The organism is Rathayibacter sp. AY1F3, assembly GCF_002931975.1.
Classification (GTDB): domain Bacteria; phylum Actinomycetota; class Actinomycetes; order Actinomycetales; family Microbacteriaceae; genus Rathayibacter.
In genome coordinates this window covers 1-14,302 of record NZ_PSVF01000048.1, presented here as the reverse complement: position 1 = coordinate 14,302, position 14,302 = coordinate 1, and the positions used below count along the sequence as shown (strand labels likewise).

Sequence of the window (14,302 nt, the reverse complement as noted above, 5' to 3'; positions counted from 1 at the left end):
CCTCCGTGACGCATCACGAGCACCCGCACGCCGCCACCCGCACCGCCGCCACCCGCACGCTCACAACCGCGCCCGCGCCACTCACCCCCGCACCCTCCGCCTCCTCCCGCCCGGAGCCCCGCGCATGAGGGTCACCGACACGAGCGACCTGTGGTGGCGCACCGCCGTCTTCTACAACCTCGACGTGAAGACGTTCATGGACTGGGACGACGACGGTGTCGGCGACCTCGAGGGCCTCGTCCACCGGATCGACTATCTGGCCGAGCTGGGCGTCAGCTGCCTCTGGCTCGCGCCGTTCTACCGGTCCCCCGGCCGCGACAACGGCTACGACATCAGCGACTTCTACGGAGTGGACGAGCGCTTCGGGCATCACGGCGACGTCGTCGAGGTGATCCGGACCGCCCACGACCGCGGGATGCGCGTGATCGTCGACCTCGTCGTCAACCACACCTCGGACCAGCACCCCTGGTTCCAGGCCGCCCGCTCCTCTCGCGACAGCCCGTACCGCGACTACTACGTCTGGCGCGACGAGCCGCCCGCCGACCAGCCCGCGAACGTGTTCCCGGACGCGGAGGACGGCGTCTGGTTCCGCGACGAGGAGGCGGGCCAGTACTACCTGCACCACTTCTACCGGCACCAGCCCGACCTCAACACCGAGAACCCGGCCGTGCGCGACGAGATCGCGAAGCTCATCGGGTTCTGGCTGCAGCTGGGCGTCGACGGCTTCCGGGTCGACGCGGTGCCGTACCTGATCGAGCCCGGCGAACGCGACGAGCACGAGTGGCTGCGCCTGCTGCGCCGCTTCGTCTCGCGGCGCTCCGGCGAGGCGATGCTGCTGGGCGAGGTCAACGTGACCCGCGAGGAGCAGCTCGGCTTCTTCGGCGGAGAGGACGCGGACGAGCTGTCGATGCAGTTCGACTTCATCGGCAACCAGCGCCTCTACCTCGCGCTGGCCCGGGAGGAGGCGGCGCCGCTCGTCGAGGCGCTCGCGAGCCGCCCCGAGATCTCCGTCGGCAGCCAGTGGGCGAACTTCGCGCGCAACCACGACGAGCTCACCCTCGACCAGCTGAGCGACGACGAGCGCGACGAGGTCTTCGCGGCGTTCGCTCCGGAGCAGTCGCAGCGGATCCACGGGCGCGGCATCGTCCGCCGCCTCCCGCCGATGGTCGACGGCGACCCGCGCCGCGTCCGCCTGGTCCACAGCCTGGTCTTCTCGCTGCCCGGGACCCCGGTGCTCTACTACGGCGAGGAGATCGGGATGGGCGAGAACGCCGACATCCCGGGCCGCAGCGCCGTGCGGACCCCGATGCAGTGGAGCAGCGCCGCCAACGGCGGGTTCTCGCGTGCCGACGCCTCCGACCTGATCGCCGCCCCTCCCGGCGGCGGCTTCGGACCCGAGCACGTGAACGCGGCCGCGCAGCTCCAGGATCCGGACTCCCTCCTGGCCCACGTGAAGGGCCTCGCCTGGCTGTACCGGCGGTCGCCGGAGATCGGGTGGGGCGAGTACACGCACCTCCCCTGCGACGAGCCGAGCGTGCTCGCGCACCGGATGTCCGCGTCGACCGGCACGACCGTCGCGGTGCACAACCTGGCGTCGAACCCGCGCACGGCGCACCTGACGCTCCCCGACACCCCCGCCGGGGCGCGGCTGGTCGACTCCCTCGGCGGCGAGTCGCTCCCGCTCGGCGAGGACGGCGCCGTATCGGTGCCCCTCGACGGCTACGGCGCGCGCTGGTTCCGCGTGGTCACGGAGGAGTCGCGCCGGCTGGTCTGAGCGGAGGGGCGGGGCTCTTCTCGACAGTCCAGGAGTCGTCGCAGTCGACCTCGAGTGCGACGACTACTGGACTCTCGAGGGAGGCGGGGCAGGAACGGAGGACGAAAGCACCCACCGCACGAAACGTTACGCACACAAGTCCACAGCATCGTTGACGCCGCCAACCTTCCCCGCCTACCGTGAAGCGCAACGTTTCGCCCGCCGCCGCACCAGGAGGATCCGCATGGCCCCCACTCCGCCGAGCCACCGCGTCCTCGCGAGCGGCAGCCGCATCCCCGCGATCGGCGCCGGCACGTTCGGCTCCGACCGCTACGACGCCGAGACCGTCGGCCTCGCGGTCGAGCACTCCCTCCGCGCCGGCTTCCGCCTCCTCGACTGCGCCACCGTCTACGGCAACGAGCCGCGCGTCGGCCGGGCGATCGCCGACTCCGGAGTCGACCGCGACGAGCTCTTCGTCATGTCGAAGATCTGGAACGACGCGCACGAGCCCGCGGCGGCCGTCGCCTCCGTCGAGCGCTCGCTCGCCGATCTCGGCCTCGACGTGCTCGACGCCGTCTTCGTGCACTGGCCCTTCCCCAACCACCACCCGCCGCACGCCGAGACCGACGCACGCGATCCGCACGCCCGCCCGTACGTCCACGAGGCGTTCCTCGAGACCTGGCGCGCGCTCGAGAGCCTGGTCGACCGGGGCCTCGTCCGGCACCTCGGCACCTCCAACGTCACGATCCCCAAGCTCGAGCGGATCCTCGCCGACGTCCGCATCGCCCCGCAGCTGAACGAGATGGAGCTGCACCCCTGCTTCCAGCAGCCGGAGCTCTTCCGCTTCTGCCTCGACCACCGCATCCAGCCGATCGGCTACTCGCCGCTGGGCTCGCCGTCGCGGCCCGAGCGCGACCGGGTGGAGGGCGACATCGTCGACATCGAGCACCCCGCGGTGCGGGCGATCGCCGAGGAGCGGGGCGTGCATCCGGCCGTCGTGTGCCTCGCCTGGGCGGTGAACCGCGGCCAGATCCCGATCCCGTTCGCGGTGAAGCCGGAGCAGATCGAGGCGAACCTGGCCGCCGCCTCCCTGGTGCTCACGGCCGAGGAGCAGGAGGCGCTGCGCGGCGCCGAGCGCAACAACCGGCTGATCAAGGGCCAGGTCTTCCTCTGGCCCGGCAGCACCGGCTGGCTCGACCTGTGGGACGCCGACGGCACGATCCCGGGCTGGAGCGGCTACGGCTCGCCCCGCGCCACCCTGTGACGTGGCCACCTACAAGGACCTGCAGCGGCTGACCGGCCTCTCGCTCTCGACCATCTCGAAGCACTACAACGGGCTTTCCGTGCGTCCTGAGAACCGGGCAGCGATCGAGGCGGCGGCCGCCGAGGTCGGCTTCCGCGTCAACGGCTTCGCGCGCGGCCTGCGCTCGCGGCGCTCCCGCACGGTCGGGGTTCTGCTGCCCGCCCTCGACAACGAGTTCCACCTCTCGATCATCGCGGGCCTCGAGCGGGCCCTGCGCGGAGAGGGCATCGGCGTGCTGGTCGGTGTGAGCCGCCCCGAGCCGGGAGCCGCGGTCGACCTGCTGCTCGAGAAGATGGTCGACGGGATCGTGGCGGTGCCGTCCGCGGGCGACGTCGACGCGCTGCGCCGCGCCTCCGAGCAGGGCACCCCCGTGGTGGTCGTCGACTGGATCGACGACGCACTGGTCACCGATCGCGTCGCGCTCGACAACGCGGGCGCCGGCGCCTCCGCCGCCCGCCACCTCCTCGACCACGGCCACCGCTCGATCGCGGTGCTCGGCGGGGAGGACGGAGTGTCCTCCACCCGGGAGCGGACGGCCGGCTTCCTCGCCGCCCTGGCCGAGCGCGGCGTCCACCCCGCCGCCGACGCCGTGGTGCGCGGCCCGCTGACGGTCGAGAGCGGGATCGCCGCCGTCGAGCGGATCCTCGCCCTGAGCCCCCGGCCGACCGCCCTGTTCGCGAGCAACCGCGAGCTGACGGTCGGCGCCCTGATCGCCCTCGGCGACTCCGGGCTGCGCGTGCCGACGGACCTCTCCGTCGTCGGCTTCGACAACGTCGAGCTGGCCCGCGTGGTCCGCCCGCACCTGACCACGATCGCCCAGCCGACCGAGGCGATCGCCGCCAAGGCCGCCGCCCTCGTCCGCCTCCGCCTCGACTCCGGGGCGGAGCAGCCCGGCCCCCAGGAGCGGAGGCTCCCCGGCCGCCTGCTCGCCGGCTCGTCCGTCGCCCACCTCCACGACCTCTAGGAGCTCCTCTTGCTGACCACGACCCTCCTCCACCCCGAGATCCTGCACGCGCTCGCCCGCGCCGGCCACGGCTCCCGCGTCCTCATCGCCGACGGCAACTACCCCGTCGGCACCACGCTCGGACCGAACTCCGCCCTGGTGCACCTGAACCTCCGGCCCGACATGCTGACCGTCGACGAGATCCTCGACGCCCTGCTCTCGGCGATCGTCGTCGAGGAGGCGACGGTCATGACCCCCGCGCCCGGCATCGACGTCCCCGCGCAGGACGCCTTCCGCCGGTCCCTCGACGGCGTCCCCTTCACCTCGCTCGAGCGGCACGCCTTCTACGCCGAAGCGCGCACCCCCGACGTCGCGCTCACCATCGCCTCGGGCGACCGCCGCATCTACGCGAACCTCATCCTCACGATCGGCGTGCGCCCGGCCGACGCGTCCTGAGCGAGGGGCGGGCGGGGCGTCATCCCGCCCGACCCCGCTCCCTGAGAGTCCACGAGGCGTTCTCACGGCCGGCATCCCTACTCTGGTCGGCGTGGATCTCGACACCCTCCTCAACATCGGCCTCGTCGTGCTGTTCGTCCTCCTCGGAGGCGTCTTCGCGGGCACCGAGATGGCCATCGTCAGCCTCCGCGAGAGCCAGGTCCGCGCGATCGAGGCCGGCAGCGAGCGCGGCCGGCGCATCGCCGAGCTCGTCCGCAACCCCAACACGTTCCTCTCCGCGGTCCAGATCGGCGTCACGCTCGCCGGCTTCTTCTCCTCGGCGTACGGCGCCTCGACCATCGCGCCCGACCTCGTGCCGCCGCTGCAGTCGCTCGGCCTCTCGGCCTCCGCCGCCTCGACCGTCGCCCTGATCCTGATGACCCTCGTCATCGCGTACCTCTCCCTGGTGCTGGGCGAGCTGGTCCCCAAGCGCCTGGCGATGCAGAAGTCCGTCGCGTTCACCAAGGCCCTCGCGCCCCCGCTCAACGCCCTCGCGCGCCTGATGCGCCCCGTGATCTGGCTGCTGTCCGTCTCGACCGACGCCGTCGTCCGCCTCCTCGGCGCCGACCCGCGCGAGAAGGGCGAGAGCGTCTCGGCCGACGAGGTGCGCGACATGATCTCCAGCAACACCGAGATCCACGAGGACAGCCGCCGGCTGCTCACCGACATCTTCCGCGCGGACGACCGCCGCGTCGCCGAGGTGATGCGCCCGCGCCCGGACGTCGACTTCCTCCGCGGCGCGCTCAGCGTGGCCGAGGGCTACGCGGCGGTCCTCGACCAGCCGCACTCGCGCTACCCGGTGGTCGGCGACGACTTCGACGACGTGCTCGGCTTCGTCCACGTGCGCGACCTGATGTCCGCGTTCCCGGAGGCGGGCCGCGCCGGCACCGCGAGCAGCGTCGCCGACATCACCCGCCCGATCCTCGCGGTCCCCGGCACGACGAAGGTGCTCGCGGCCCTGCGCACCATGCGGCAGGACGGCCACCAGATCGCGGTCGTCATCGACGAGTACGGGGGAACCGACGGCATCATCACGCTGGAGGACCTGCTCGAGGAGCTCGTCGGCGAGATCTACGACGAGTACGACGGCGCCCGCCAGGCGGTCGATGCGAAGGCGGCCGAGCAGCTGCACGACGTCGACGGCGGGATGATCCTCGAGGATCTGGCGGAGCAGCTGGGCATCGAGCTGCCCGAGGGCCCGTACGAGACGGTCGGCGGGTTCGTCCTCGACCGGATCGGCCGTGTGGCCGTCGTGGGCGACTCCGTCCTCGTCGGCGACCACCTGCTCCGCGTGGCCGAGACGGACCGCTACCGCATCTCGCGGCTGACCCTCGTGCCGCAGCCCGCGTCGGAGCCGAGCCCGCCGACGGCGCCCGCCGTCTGACGGGCGACCGGCCGTCCCTAGGGCAGAGGGCCCTCCACCCAGCGCGTGGCGGCGCGGCCGCGGGCTCCGGGCTGCGCGATCCACAGTCCGCCGGCGTGCGGATGACGCGCCCGCTCGTCCGCCGAGAGGTCGCGTGATGCGGAGGTGACGACCGCGATGTCCAGGTCCTCCCCCGCGAAGGCGATGCTGGAGGAGTGCGGGGCGTCGATCCTGATGCCCTCGCCCTCGACCGGGCTGCCGTCGGCCTCGAACACGCGGACGCCGCTCCCGCCCCAGACCGCGACCCACACGCGGCCGTCGGCGTCCACGGTCAGCCCGTCGGCGAACACGCCCTCCTCGAGCTCGACGAACGGCTCGCGCGGGCCGTGCTCGGCGTCCGCGTAGGAGCGGCGGTGGATCACGCCCGACTCGGTGTCGGCCGAGTACAGCACGGAGCCGTCCGGCGAGAAGCCGAGTCCGTTCGAGAGCCGCAGGTCGTCGTCGAGCACGGTGACGGATCCGTCGTGCTCGATGCGCAGCAGGACGTCGTCGCCGGCCGACTCGCCGAGCGTCAGCGAACCGACCAGGAGGCGCCCCTGCGGGTCGATCGTGCCGTCGTTGAAGCGGTGCCCCTCGGGCAGCAGCTCGGAGCCGCGCGAGAGGGAGCCGTCGACCTCCAGGATCGCGAGCCGTCGGGTCAGCGCGACGAGCGTCCGCCCGTCGCCCAGGGGCAGCGCGGCGCCGACCTGCTCGCCGACGTCGGTGCGCGAGATCGCTCCGATCCCCTCCGCGGTGACGGGGGCGGACAGGACCGCGCCGGCCTCGATGTCGACCCAGGTGAGGCGGGCGGTGTCCGGATCCCAGACGGGCCCCTCGCTGAGGACGTAGGTGGGGGTGCCCGCGGGCGTCGCGTCGATCATGCCTCCACGCTAGGCCGAGGAGGCGGGCGGTGTCAGGCCCCGCGGGACGGATCCGGGCTCGCGTCCACCGCGCCTCGCTCCGAATCCGGGCGGATGAGCTCCGCGCCGCGCTCCGCCTCCGGGTGGGCACCGATCCCCGGGATACACCCGCTCGGCGGTCCGTGACAAGGGGTGAATAGCCCGGCGATATGGAACCGCCCGCGGGTCTAGTGTCGTCTCGCCGCGCTCGGGACAGCGTTCCTCCGCAACGACGCCGGGGCGACAGGAAGGCGCTCGCCATGTCGACATCCACCAGTCCGCGCGGCCCGGTCCGGAGCCTCGTGCCCGCCCGCATCGACAGGCTCCCCTGGACCCGCTTCCACTGGTCGATCGTCGTCGGCCTCGGCTTCTCGTGGGTGCTGGACGGACTCGAGATCCAGATCGTCGCCTCCGCCGGCTTCGCGAAGGAGTTCGGGCTCTCGGCCTTCGAGGTCGGCCTGCTCGGCACGATCTACCTGTGCGGGCAGATCGCGGGCGCCCTGATCTTCGGGCGGCTGAGCGACAAGCTCGGGCGGCGCAAGCTGTTCATCCTGACGCTCGTCATCTACCTGGTCGCCAGCGGCCTGGCGGGACTCGCGCCGAACTACGTCTTCCTCGCCGTGTTCCGCTTCTTCGCGGGCATGGGGATCGGCGGCGAGTACGCGGCGATCAACTCCGCGATCGACGAGCTCATCCCCTCCAAGTACCGCGGCCGCGTCGACATCGCGATCAACGGCACCTACTGGGGCGGCGCGGCTCTGGGCTCCGCGGCCAACCTGTTCTTCCTGAACGACGCGCTCTTCGCCGAGAACGTCGGCTGGCGCCTCGGCTTCTTCCTCGGCCCGATCCTCGGACTGGCGATCATCTACCTCCGCCGCCACATCCCCGAGAGCCCCCGCTGGCTGATGACGCACGGCCGCGAGGAGGAGGCGGAGCGCACCGTCGACGAGATCGAGCGCCGGGTGGAGGCCGAGGGCGGCGTGCTCGAGCCTGTCGACGACGCGAAGGCGATCACCGTGAAGGCGACGGAGAGCATCCCGTTCCGCACCATCGCCCGGGTGCTGCTGCGGCAGTACCCGAAGCGGACGCTGGTGGGCGCGACGATGATGATCACCCAGTCGTTCCTCTACAACGCGATCTTCTTCACCTACGCGCTGGTGCTCGAGAACTTCTACGGAGTCGAGCAGAGCGCGATCTCGTACTTCTTCTTCCCGTTCGCGATCGGCAACCTCGTCGGGCCGCTGGTGCTCGGCCACCTGTTCGACGTGTGGGGCCGGCGGAAGATGATCTTCCTCACCTACGGCGTCTCGGGAGCGGTCCTGGCCGTCTCGGCGGTCCTCTTCAGCATGGACGTCCTGACCGCGACGACGCAGACGATCCTCTGGTGCGTGTCGTTCTTCTTCGCCTCCGCGGGAGCCTCGAGCGCCTACCTCACCGTGAGCGAGATCTTCCCGCTCGAGCTGCGCAGCCAGGCGATCTCGTACTTCTTCACCCTCGGCCAGATCGCCGGAGCGGTCGCCCCCGCCCTCTACGGCGCCCTGATCGGCGACGGCAGCGACCGCGGACCGCTGACGATCGGGTACTTCGTCGGCGCCGCCGTGATGATCCTCGGCGGCGTGATCGCCCTGATCTTCGGCGTCGACGCCGAGCGCCGCAGCCTCGAGAGCATCACCGAGCCTCTGTCGACCGTGAAGTCCTGAGGCCGGATCGCCGCGAGGCCGGGAGCCGTCCCTCGCGCGGCGACTCGGAGCCGATGTCAGCGGGCCGGCGACTCGGAGTCGGCGTCAGTGGGCCGGGCGGTAGCCGGTCCGGTCGTCGGGGGTGATCGAGCGGAGGACGCGGGCGGGGACGCCGGCGGCGATGGTGAGCGGGGGGACGTCGCGGGTGACGACGCTGCCCGAGCCGATCACGGCCCCGTCGCCGATGGTGACGCCCTGGTTGATCGTGACGCCGCCGCCGATCCAGACGCCGTCACCGACGACGACCGGCTTCGCGGTGCAGGCGCCGGCGGCGCGCTCGGCCGGGTCGAGGGCGTGATTCGACGTGTAGATCGAGACGCGCGGGCCGAACAGCACGTCGTCGCCGATCGTGATCGGGGCGCCGTCGAGCAGGATGCAGTCGAAGTTCGCGTAGAAGCGGTCGCCGATCGTGATGTTGAACCCGAACTCGCAGCGGAACGTCGGCTCGAGGTGCGTGTCCGCGCCCACCGAGGCGACGAGCTCGCGGAGCAGAGCCTCCCGCTCGACCGATGGGCGCCCGAAGCTCGCGTTGTACGCGTTCGAGGCGAGGACCGCCCGCTCGCGCGCGGCGACCAGCTCGGGGGTCATGTCGTCGTACACGGCGCCGGTCAGGATGTGCGCGCGCTGGTCCTCGAGGGTCATCGTCGTCCGTTCGTCGGTGTCGGCGCCCCGACGGGCGCCCGCCGCCCACGCTACGGGGCCGCCGCGCGCCGGGACACCGCCTCCTCCGCCGACGCACCGCTCCTGCCGCGGTGTGTCGCCGATGGAGCAGCGTCTCGGCGGCATCCTGCAGCAGCAGCGGCACCTCGGCGCCGCCACGCCCCCGCCGCGCAGCAGGCGTCAGCCCACGTGCACGCCCGGCCGGCGGTCGCGGCGGGACTCCGCGCGGCGGAGGACCTCGCGGGTGACGGGGGCGACCTCGCCGGTGCCGGTGATGAGGAAGCGGAACATGTTCGAGATGGGGCCGCCCTCGGTCCACTCGAAGTAGACGTCCGGGATCACGCCGGTGAGGTCGCGGATCTCGAGCAGCACCGTGGCGATGGTGTTCGGGATGTTGCCGCTGGTCACCGTCAGCACGCGGAAGCCGTGGCAGACGCGGCCCTGCACGACCAGGTCCTCCTCGAAGTCGGAGGAGTCGGTGGTGTGCACCTCGAGGAAGAGCACCGGGCCGCGCATCGGCAGGTTGCTGTCGCGCTGCTCCTCCGCCAGCTTGTCCCGGTACTCCGCCTCGGAGCCGTCGTCGGGCTCGTTCGCGAGGATGCGGATCACGCCGTAGTCGTCGGCGTCCGTGGTGAGGAAGTCGATCGCGGCGGCGTCGAACACCACGGAGGTGGCGCGCAGCTGGAACGAGCGGTGCACCCGCGAGACGAGCGAGACCGCGAGGATGCCGACGATGAAGACCGCCGCGATCCGCACGCCGTCGGGCCTCTCGACCACGTTCACGACCGTCGTGTAGACGAAGACCAGCGCGATGACCGCGAAGCCCACGGCGCGCTTGCGCTGCTTCCTGCGCTTCGCCGAGAGGAACACGGCGACGGACGCGGAAGTGATCAGCACCAGCACGCCGGTCGCGTAGGCGCCGCCCTGCGCGTCGACGTCGGCGCGGAAGAGGATCGTGATGACGAAAGCGACGACGGTGAAGACCAGCACGAGCGGACGGACAGCGCCGGCCCACTGCGGAGCCATGCCGTAGCGGGGCAGGTAGCGCGGGACGATGTTGAGCAGGCCGGCCAGCGCGGAGGCGCCCGCGAACCAGAGGATGCAGATCGTCGCGATGTCGTAGACCGTGCCGAAGCCCTCGCCGAGGTACTCGTGCGCGAGGTAGGCCAGCGCGCGGCCGTTGGCCTCGCCGCCCGGCTGGAACTGCGCCTGCGGGATGAGCAGCGTGGTGACGAAGCTCGAGGTGATGAGGAACGCCGACATCGTGACGGCGGCGGTGATGAGCAGCCGCTTCGCCCCGCGGATGCGGCCGACCGGGGCGTCCTCGGTGTCGCCCGCGTCGCCGCGGATCTGCGGCATGACCGCGACGCCGGTCTCGAAGCCGGAGAGCCCGAGCGCGAGCTTGGGGAACACGATGAGCGCGATGCCGACCATGATCAGCGGATTCCCGTGCTGGGTCGTGAGCGCCGACCACCAGTCGCCGATGACGACGGGGTTCTCGGCCACGTGCCCGATCGCCACGGCGATCACGATCGCGTTGAGCAGGAGGAACACGGCCACGAGCACGACCGCGATCGAGATGGCCTCGCGGAACCCGCGCAGGAACACGATCCCCAGCAGGGCGATCAGCCCCAGCGTGAGCGGCACCTCCGCCCCGTGGAACCAGGCGGGGGCGAACGGGTTCTCGACCGCGTGCGCCGTCGCGTCGGCCGCCGAGAGGGTGATCGTGATCATGAAGTCGGTGGCCGCGAACCCCAGCAGCACGAGCACGAAGAGCTTGCCGCCCCACCAGGGCAGCAGGCGCTCGAGCATCGCGATCGACCCCTCGCCGCGGAAGCTCTCGCGGGCCACGCGGCGGTAGACGGGGAGCGCGCCGAGGAGCGTCAGCACCACCAGGACGATCGTCGCGAGCGGCGAGACCAGGCCCGCGGCGAGCGCCGCGATCGCCGGCTGGTAGCCGAGGGTGGAGAAGTAGTCGACGCCGGTGAGGCACATGACGCGCCACCACGAGTGCGTCTTGCCGGTGGCCGCGTGGGGGCCGGGGTGCGCTCCGGAGTCGTCGCGGAGGCCCTCGAGGAGCCACGCCTTCACCCCGCCCGCGCGCGCGGAGGAGAGAGGGGAGGGTTCGAGGGCGTCGGGGTCGCCACGGACGACGGAAGAGGTCACTGGATGTTTCTACTCGCCGTGAGGAGCGCGCCCGCCCGGAATGAGCGGATCCTCACGCTTTCCTCACGGGTAATCGGCTGCGGAGGGACGTCGACGCGCGATCCCGCGTCGTGAGGGGGTCGTGAGCGTCGCGCGAGCGGACCGTGCGGATCGGCCCGGTACGCGTCCGCGTTCCGTCAGGATGCCCTTCCACCCGCCGTCGCGGGCCGACGATGGCGCTCGTGCACCTGCTCCTCCGCCTCCTCGACGCCGGCCCCCGCTGGGGCCGCCACACCGTCGGCGCGAGCCGGTACGGCGTCGTCCGGAGCGAGCTCGTCGTCTTCGCGCCCGGCACCTCCGTCGAGGAGCGGAGGCGCCTCCGCCTGCACGCGGCCGGTCCGCAGCTGGTCGTTGCCGTGACGGCCGCCGGCGCCGTCGGGACGCTCGTGCTCGACCGGCTGCCGCTCCTCCTGCTGGCCGCGCTCGCCCTGCCGACCGCGTCGCTCCTGCTCCTCTCGGCCCGCTCGACCCGCCGCCTCCGCCGGGCCTGCGCCCGCCGGCTCGTGATCGCGGACGTCGACTCCCCCGCCGTCGCCGAGCAGGCGGCGATCGCGGCCGCGCTGCGGCGGGCCGACAGGCTGCTCGACGCCGGCGTCCTCACTCCGCTCGAGCACGAGGAGGTGTGGGCCTGCGCCCACGACCGGGTCGCGGGCCGCGTGGCTGACCGCCGCTCCCAGCCCCGGGCGGGAGGATCGGGGACGTCCGCCACCGATGGGAGCACCTCATGACCACACCGCGCCGCGCACTGATCCTCGTCGACGTGCAGCAGGAGTACTTCAGCGGTCCGCTCGAGATCCAGTACCCGCCGCACGCGCAGTCGCTGCCGAGGATCGCCGCCGCCCTCGACTCCGCCGCCGCCGCGGGCCTCCCGATCGCCGTCGTCCAGCACAGCGCGGGCGAGGGAGCGCCGATCTTCGACCCGTCGGGTCCGTCCTTCGCGCTGCACCCGGAGATCGAGAAGCGCCGCTCGGACTCGTGGAAGAACGTCACGAAGCAGTTCGGCACGGTCTTCGCGGGGACCGACCTGCTCGACTGGCTCCGCGAGCACGACGTCGACACGATCACCCTCGTCGGCTACATGACCAACAACTGCATCCTCGCCTCGGCCGCCGAGGCCGAGACGCACGGGCTCCGCGCCGAGGTCCTCTCGGACGCGACGGGCGCGATCGCGATCGCGAACGACGCCGGCTCCATCGACGCGCACTCCCTGCACACCACGCTGATGGCGCTGCTCAACTCGAACTTCGCCGCCGTCGCCCCGACCACCGTCTGGATCTCGGCGCTCAAGGGCGAGTACACCCTCCCCATGAGCAGCCTGCCCGAGTCGGCGACGGCGGGCGCCGCTCGCTGACGGGTACTCCTCCGGACGGATCGGCCGGCTCTACTCTCGGTGCATGGCCCTTCTGCACCGTGCGACGATCACCCCCGGGAAGCTCGAGATCGTGGAGGCATGGGCGCCGACGCAGCCCTGGTGCGAGGGCGGCGGATTCACGCAGCTCGGCGCCTACCGGTTCGACGACCCCGATGGCGAGGTGGGAGTGGAGACGCTGATCGTCCAGTCGTCCGGGCAGCCGCCGCTCCAGGTGCCGCTGACCTACCGCGGCTCGCCTCTCGCCGGCGGTGACGCGCATCTCCTCGCGACCGTCGAGCACACCGTCCTCGGTCGTCGCTGGGTCTACGACGGTGCCGGCGACCCAGTCGCGATCGCCGCCTTCGCCACGGCGATCCGCACCGGCGCCCGGGAGGTCGAGCAGCATTTCGAGGAGGACGGGCAGCGCATCGTCCGCCCGCCGACCGCGACGGTGCAGGGCAGCGGATCAGGCGCCGGAGCGTCCGGGCCGCCGTCGACGGTGCTCGTCCGCAGCGACGCACGGACCACCACGACCTCGGCCGACGGTCTGACTCTCGTCCTCGCGCGGGTCCTCGCGCCGCCGTTCCTCGAGGGCGAGGAGCGGCTGACCGGCAGGTGGAGCGAGGCGCTCCCCGTCACCCTCGCCGTCCTGGCCTGAACCGGCTCCGGTGGTCCGCCGCCCTCCGTCGCCCGGGTCGTGGGCGACGGACGGCGGCGCGCTCCGGGAGGACCTGCTCAGTGGCCGCGCAGTGCCGCGACGGTCCGAGTGGGACTAGTCGTTCAGGTGCGCGATGGCGTAGTCGGCCTCGTCGCTCGTGAACTGCTCCCCGTACTCGCTGGTCAGCTGGTCGCGGATGGCCTCCGGCGCCATCGCCATCTGGGCCTGGTAGTCCTTGGCCTTCGCCAGCGCGTTGGCGTTCCAGTCGGCGGAGACGGTGTCCACCGCGTACTGCGCGGCCTCGGGCGAGAACTGCTCCCCGTACTCGGAGGTGAGCTGGCCGTACAGGCCCGCCTTGCTCATGTGGAGCATCTCGGAGTAGCTCTGCGCCTTGATGAGTGCCGAGGCGAACTCGGGCGAGACCTGCGCAGCAGCCGCCGTCTCGACAGGCGCCGGGGCAGGGGCGACCGTCTCGACGGGTGCGGGCTCCGCCGTCTCGACGGGTGCGGGCTCCGCCGTCTCGACGGGTGCGGGCTCCGCCGTCTCGACGACCTCCGCCTCCTCCGTGGCCGGCACGACGGGAGCGGTCGTGGGCTCGGACGACTCGACGATCACGGCCGCCGGGCGGTCGCTCGAGGCGGAGTTCACGGCGGCTCCGAAGCCGATCGTCGTCAGGAGCGAGGCGAGGACGGCCAGACCGCCGAGGACGACGCCGGTGATCGACATCGCCTTCGACTGACCGCGGCGGAGGGCGAGGATGCCCAGGACGACGGCGGCGATCCCGACGAGTGCTCCGAAGACCGGCACGAGGCCGACGAGGAACGCGACGATGCCGACGACGAGTGCGGCGATGGCGAGGCCGGTCGGGCCGGTCTTCGGAGCACTCGTCGGGAT

At 72.3% G+C, this 14,302-nt stretch carries 13 protein-coding genes; 9 read left to right on the top strand and 4 right to left on the bottom strand.

The window, feature by feature from the left end; genetic code table 11:
* Positions 1–124: 124 nt before the first annotated feature.
* The 5 genes from C5C39_RS16580 to C5C39_RS16560 all read left to right on the top strand — a co-directional run bounded on the left by C5C39_RS16580 (position 125) and on the right by C5C39_RS16560 (position 5,878).
* Positions 125–1,774 carry an alpha-amylase family protein gene (locus C5C39_RS16580; RefSeq protein WP_104353900.1) on the top strand — a complete coding sequence of 550 codons (1,650 nt, stop codon included), beginning with the start codon at positions 125–127 and terminating at the stop codon, positions 1,772–1,774.
* Positions 1,775–1,997: 223 nt separating this feature from the next.
* Positions 1,998–3,017 (top strand): aldo/keto reductase, encoded by a 1,020-nt coding sequence (locus C5C39_RS16575; protein ID WP_104261686.1) that lies wholly within the window; start codon positions 1,998–2,000, stop codon positions 3,015–3,017.
* A gap of 1 nt (position 3,018) precedes the next feature.
* Complete coding sequence (locus tag C5C39_RS16570) at positions 3,019–4,020, top strand: LacI family DNA-binding transcriptional regulator (protein ID WP_104353899.1); 1,002 nt, start codon at positions 3,019–3,021, stop codon at positions 4,018–4,020.
* Between the two features lie 9 nt (positions 4,021–4,029).
* On the top strand, positions 4,030–4,455 hold the full coding sequence (locus tag C5C39_RS16565; protein ID WP_104225080.1) for an RbsD/FucU family protein: 426 nt from the start codon (positions 4,030–4,032) through the stop codon (positions 4,453–4,455).
* Positions 4,456–4,546: 91 nt separating this feature from the next.
* Positions 4,547–5,878 (top strand): hemolysin family protein, encoded by a 1,332-nt coding sequence (locus tag C5C39_RS16560; protein ID WP_104233863.1) that lies wholly within the window; start codon positions 4,547–4,549, stop codon positions 5,876–5,878.
* 17 nt (positions 5,879–5,895) lie between these two features.
* Here the strand turns inward: C5C39_RS16560 and C5C39_RS16555 are convergent, their stop codons facing one another.
* On the bottom strand, positions 5,896–6,777 hold the full coding sequence (locus C5C39_RS16555) for an SMP-30/gluconolactonase/LRE family protein (protein ID WP_104353898.1): 882 nt from the start codon (positions 6,775–6,777) through the stop codon (positions 5,896–5,898).
* A 278-nt stretch (positions 6,778–7,055) separates the two neighbouring features.
* On the opposite strand from C5C39_RS16555, the gene C5C39_RS16550 reads away from it, so the two are divergent.
* Entirely contained in the window at positions 7,056–8,495 is a 1,440-nt protein-coding gene (locus tag C5C39_RS16550; protein ID WP_104225083.1) for an MFS transporter, read from the top strand.
* 84 nt (positions 8,496–8,579) lie between these two features.
* Here C5C39_RS16550 and C5C39_RS16545 read toward each other — a convergent pair whose 3' ends face one another.
* Together C5C39_RS16545 and C5C39_RS16540 are read right to left on the bottom strand one after the other, a co-directional pair.
* Entirely contained in the window at positions 8,580–9,176 is a 597-nt protein-coding gene (locus tag C5C39_RS16545) for a sugar O-acetyltransferase (protein ID WP_104346598.1), read from the bottom strand.
* 198 nt (positions 9,177–9,374) lie between these two features.
* Complete coding sequence (locus C5C39_RS16540) at positions 9,375–11,360, bottom strand: amino acid permease (RefSeq protein ID WP_374953523.1); 1,986 nt, start codon at positions 11,358–11,360, stop codon at positions 9,375–9,377.
* A 221-nt stretch (positions 11,361–11,581) separates the two neighbouring features.
* On the opposite strand from C5C39_RS16540, the gene C5C39_RS16535 reads away from it, so the two are divergent.
* From C5C39_RS16535 to C5C39_RS16525, 3 genes are read left to right on the top strand one after another with little or no spacing between them, the layout of a single operon-like run.
* On the top strand, positions 11,582–12,127 hold the full coding sequence (locus tag C5C39_RS16535) for a DUF6611 family protein (protein ID WP_146083969.1): 546 nt from the start codon (positions 11,582–11,584) through the stop codon (positions 12,125–12,127).
* Entirely contained in the window at positions 12,124–12,750 is a 627-nt protein-coding gene (locus C5C39_RS16530) for an isochorismatase family protein (protein ID WP_104233860.1), read from the top strand. Before C5C39_RS16535 ends, C5C39_RS16530 begins: the two co-directional genes overlap by 4 nt.
* 43 nt (positions 12,751–12,793) lie before the next feature.
* The gene (locus C5C39_RS16525) at positions 12,794–13,408 is read left to right on the top strand and encodes a hypothetical protein (protein WP_104315744.1); all 615 of its coding nucleotides are present in this window, start codon (positions 12,794–12,796) and stop codon (positions 13,406–13,408) included.
* A 114-nt stretch (positions 13,409–13,522) separates the two neighbouring features.
* Here C5C39_RS16525 and C5C39_RS16520 read toward each other — a convergent pair.
* The coding region (locus tag C5C39_RS16520; RefSeq protein WP_258075870.1) for an Ltp family lipoprotein at positions 13,523–14,302 on the bottom strand (780 nt) is incomplete at its 5' end.